This window comes from Nostoc sp., assembly GCF_035638895.1.
Classification (GTDB): Bacteria; Cyanobacteriota; Cyanobacteriia; order Cyanobacteriales; family Nostocaceae; genus Nostoc.
The window spans coordinates 1-4,011 of sequence record NZ_DASQZC010000333.1 but is presented as its reverse complement, the minus strand read 5'-3'; the positions used below and the strand labels follow the sequence as shown (position 1 = coordinate 4,011).

Genomic DNA, 4,011 nt, shown 5'->3' with positions numbered 1-4,011 from the left:
TGCTTATTCCAATCACATCTATGCAACTGCGGCGGCTGGTAATCTTTTCGGTTTTCATACCATTGGTGTAATTCGTGGAGAAGAGAGGCTACCGTTGAATCCTACGCTGAGTTTTGCTGTACAACAGGGTATGCAGCTTGTCTATCTTAACCGCGAGATGTATCGACAGCGCAACACACCAGAGTTAAAGGAATATCTGCAACAACGTTTCGGCGAGGTGTTTATCATTCCCGAAGGCGGGAGTAATTTAAATGGTGTGCGCGGCTGTACAGAGATAATTGCTGATGCAATGCCTACGGCTGGCTACGCCTACGCATTTGATCATATATGCGTAGCCTGCGGTACAGCTACCACACTAGCAGGTATTGCGCTTTCGTTGCATGAAAGACAAAGAGCGATCGCTTTTCCTGTTCTAAAAAATGGGGCATTTCTCTCCCAAGAAATCGAAAGTTTGTTGACAAATTACCTCGCCTCTGATTTACCCTCGCCATATAGTTCTCCCGCTTCCTGGGAATTGGTATGTGATTACCACTTCGGCGGCTATGCAAAGGTGAACAACAAGTTGCTACTTTTCAGCCAACAGTTCATACAGGAACATGGCGTACCCCTTGATTACGTATATACCGCCAAAATGTTTTACGGAGTAATGGATTTACTAAAGCAGGGATTTTTTTGTAGAGGCGACTCATTGTTGCTATTACACACAGGAGGTTTACAGGGCAACGTTGGTATGGAAGAAAGGTTGCAGAAATTTTCTAAAATCTGACTTGCCACTTAATTAAATATCAGTTAGCCTTGTATGGAATTTTACTAAAATAAGTTAAATTCACACGCCAATCTTGATATTTACTCAAAGTTAGGTAAGGTCAATTTAATGTTTACATACGCTGATCGCATTAAGCCAGATGGTCACAGTATTACTACCTATTTAGAAAATCTCCTAGCTAAAAGGTATCAAATTCCAACTTTTCAACGAGATGTTGTGTGGGAGAAAGAGAATGTTAAAAAACTTTGGGATAGTATTTATAAGTTTTACCCTTTAGGAAGTATTCTAATTTGGAAAACTAACACCAAGCTAGAAAGTCATAGAGAAATAGGTGGTATCAAGTTTGCTGATGATTTTCACTCTAATGAATACCAATACATTTTAGATGGACAACAAAGAACAACTTCTCTCCTAACATCAATATATGGTGGTAACATTGCTAAAAATGAAAATTTTAATCCAACACTATATATAGATTTGACTATTGAACTTACTGATGCTACTGATGACACAAGCTATGCAAAAAGGTTCTTGTTTTGGGACGAGATTGATGACAAAGATGGCCATATTAAAGCAAATACTGGGAGAAAAAAACGTTATCAAGATAAACTAATTGTCAGCTTAATAGAAATAATTAAAGATTATATAAAAGTAGAAAAAAGTATTTATGCAAATGTTAATGGAGAATTCGATCATCCTTATATGCAACAATTGAGGAGAATTAGGGAGGTTTTTGCTAATTACAAAATTTCCTTTATTGAATTACGCGGTATTGAAGTTGCAGAAGTGTGTCAAATATTTGAGCGGATTAATCAAGCTGGCAAACCCTTGGATATCTTTGATATTGTGGTTGCTAAGACTTTTCGTTCTGAAAATAAGATAAATAATATCTCTGGTTTTTATCTCCGGGAATTATTCGAGAAATTTAAAAAAACTATTTCTAGTAGTCAATATGCCAATATTGATAATTGGACATTGCTCCAGATGCTAGCTGTAGTAGTAAAACTTGAATTTCCCGAAGCTGGGATACAAAATATTACTGATATGTATCTTAATAAGCTAAAAACAGAACATATTGAAGCTGTATGGTCTAATTTTAAAATAGCCGTTGCGAAAACTTTTGATTTCTTTGATAATATTTTGCATATTAAAGGTGGAAGATTAATCCCTTACCGATATTTATACCTGACTATTACAGCATACTTTTATCGGAATGATAAACCAGATTATAGTTTTTTAAATAAATATTTTTGGTATTATAGTTTTCATAATGTAGATTTACTAACAAACACTACTCACCTCTGGGAACATATATACTTTGTTAATCAACAAAAAGCTAATAGTACTTACTCATTCAATAAATTTGATATTGATAAGAATTCGATAAGAAAATCTTTCTACAGTTATAAAGGTCGCTTATCCAGAGCAATACTATCACTTTATGCAAACCACAAGCCGCAAGATTGGGCAAAACCTCATAGAGATGTTTTGTCTAATGTTTATTATTTGCTAACAGATAAGCCTAACTTACATCATATATTTCCAGTTAACTTTATTAAGCAAAGTGGCATTGCTAGTCAAATAGAATGTGACAGCTTGATGAATATTGCCTATTTGTCTCAAATAACTAATTTGAAAATTAGCGATAAAAATCCATTAGATTATCTCAAAGAATATGACGATCCTGGTTTAGAAACAGTGCTACACTCTCATCTTATACCAACGATTATTCTTGAATGGTCAAGAGCTGATGCACTTCCTAAAAATGCCCTAACAATGTTTATTGAAGAAAGGATAAACCTCTTATTAGAGGCTTTGAGGCTAAAGTTAGAAGGGATTGAATTTAATGTTTTTGATATGGGCGATCGTACAAATAATATATAATCTCCCTAAATAAAAGATAACAAAGAGCGTCCCGCAATTTAAAACGCTCTTTTTTGATAAATTCTGTTAAGATAATATGAATTTAAATTGAAAATTGCTAGTTCTTAAAATTAGGCATGGAGATTTGCTTGTTCTTGCAACCAAGGATCTACCGGTTGTCCATCTTTGCGGCGTAATTCAATTTCCACTACCATCACTTCTTTGGAACCAGGAGGCGCGGGTTTTTTATGGAAAAGAATGTCATAATCTTCTGGATTATGTTTGCGTTCTTTCAACCATTCCTGTACCTTGGTTGTCGCAAAAAATGATTGCCCTTGCTCAAACATTCGGGTAATCTGCAATTGCAGTGTATAAGGATTTAACCGACCCATTTTCTACCGCCTTTGTTAAGTTAGTTGTAGGACAAGGAATCTGCTTATCTTAGATAATCTAATGTTAGTACGTACTTCGCACATCTGACACTTTGCATACTGCTATCTGTAGAAATAAAGTCCGAACTTAGTTCGATGAATGCTCTGAGAAAGCGCCGATTTTGCTACAATCTGTCTTTTAGAGGTTGATAAATTATTGTTTGTGGTACTTGGTTTTCACATAGTAATGTTATAATGGTATCTCTAAAAAATGTTAAAAACTTGACTGCGCTCCACGACTGAAGTTGTACGTACAGTAAGGGCGAAGGAAGAGATTAGTTAAGGATTGTTCAGCATTTTCCACTCCTTCTACAACATTTTACTACTTAATTCTGTTATAGATTGGAGAGAGGCACGCCGCTTCAAAAACTGACCAACAGACTGAGATGGTTGTTATGAAGAGCAAAAATCAAGCTGTTTTCGCTTTAATTGTAAAAAGCACTATTGTCTTTTTACCCTTACTGCTGTCCCCTGGAATTGCCAGTGGACAATCTGCACCATCACCTTCCCCAGCACTAACTCCTGCTTTGGTGTTATCGAATCAGGAACGGGAAGAATTAACGCGACTAAGAGCGGAAAAGCGAATTCAACAGCAAATCCAATCTGATTTTAATAGCGCTTTTAGCCGGACAACTATCTTACTCAATGTCTGGCTAGTTATATTAAGTCTATTTCCAGTCGCAATCATTGCTTTATTTTGGCTCCTGCGACGAGTGGTAATTCGTGAAATTGTTGATAGGGCTATGCAACAATTACAGGGAATGGAAAAATTGCAAAATCAGCTAGCCACCGCTAAACAAGAGGCTGAAAATCTTATTCAAGAAGCTAAAAAAATAAATTATGAATTAGAACAGGAAACGGTTAGTTTAAAACAACAGATTAAAAACGAACAAAAAAAATATTTATCTAACCTTACATCTGAACTAGATTTAGCTAAAGCACAGGTATTAA

General features: G+C 35.6%; 3 protein-coding genes and 1 pseudogene. 3 read left to right on the top strand and 1 reads right to left on the bottom strand.

Annotated elements, in window-relative coordinates; all coding sequences use genetic code 11:
* Positions 1-766: 1-aminocyclopropane-1-carboxylate deaminase/D-cysteine desulfhydrase (locus VE944_RS16435; protein WP_324978806.1), on the top strand; the 766-nt coding region annotated here is incomplete at its 5' end.
* Positions 767-874: 108 nt separating this feature from the next.
* Positions 875-2,650 (top strand): GmrSD restriction endonuclease domain-containing protein, encoded by a 1,776-nt coding sequence (locus VE944_RS16430; protein ID WP_324978803.1) that lies wholly within the window; start codon positions 875-877, stop codon positions 2,648-2,650.
* Between the two features lie 110 nt (positions 2,651-2,760).
* Here the strand turns inward: VE944_RS16430 and VE944_RS16425 are convergent, their stop codons facing one another.
* Entirely contained in the window at positions 2,761-3,021 is a 261-nt protein-coding gene (locus VE944_RS16425) for a hypothetical protein (RefSeq protein ID WP_012407382.1), read from the bottom strand.
* 434 nt (positions 3,022-3,455) lie between these two features.
* Between VE944_RS16425 and VE944_RS16420 the strand changes: the two are divergent.
* Positions 3,456-4,011, top strand: a pseudogene (locus VE944_RS16420) (tetratricopeptide repeat protein); the annotation flags it as partial.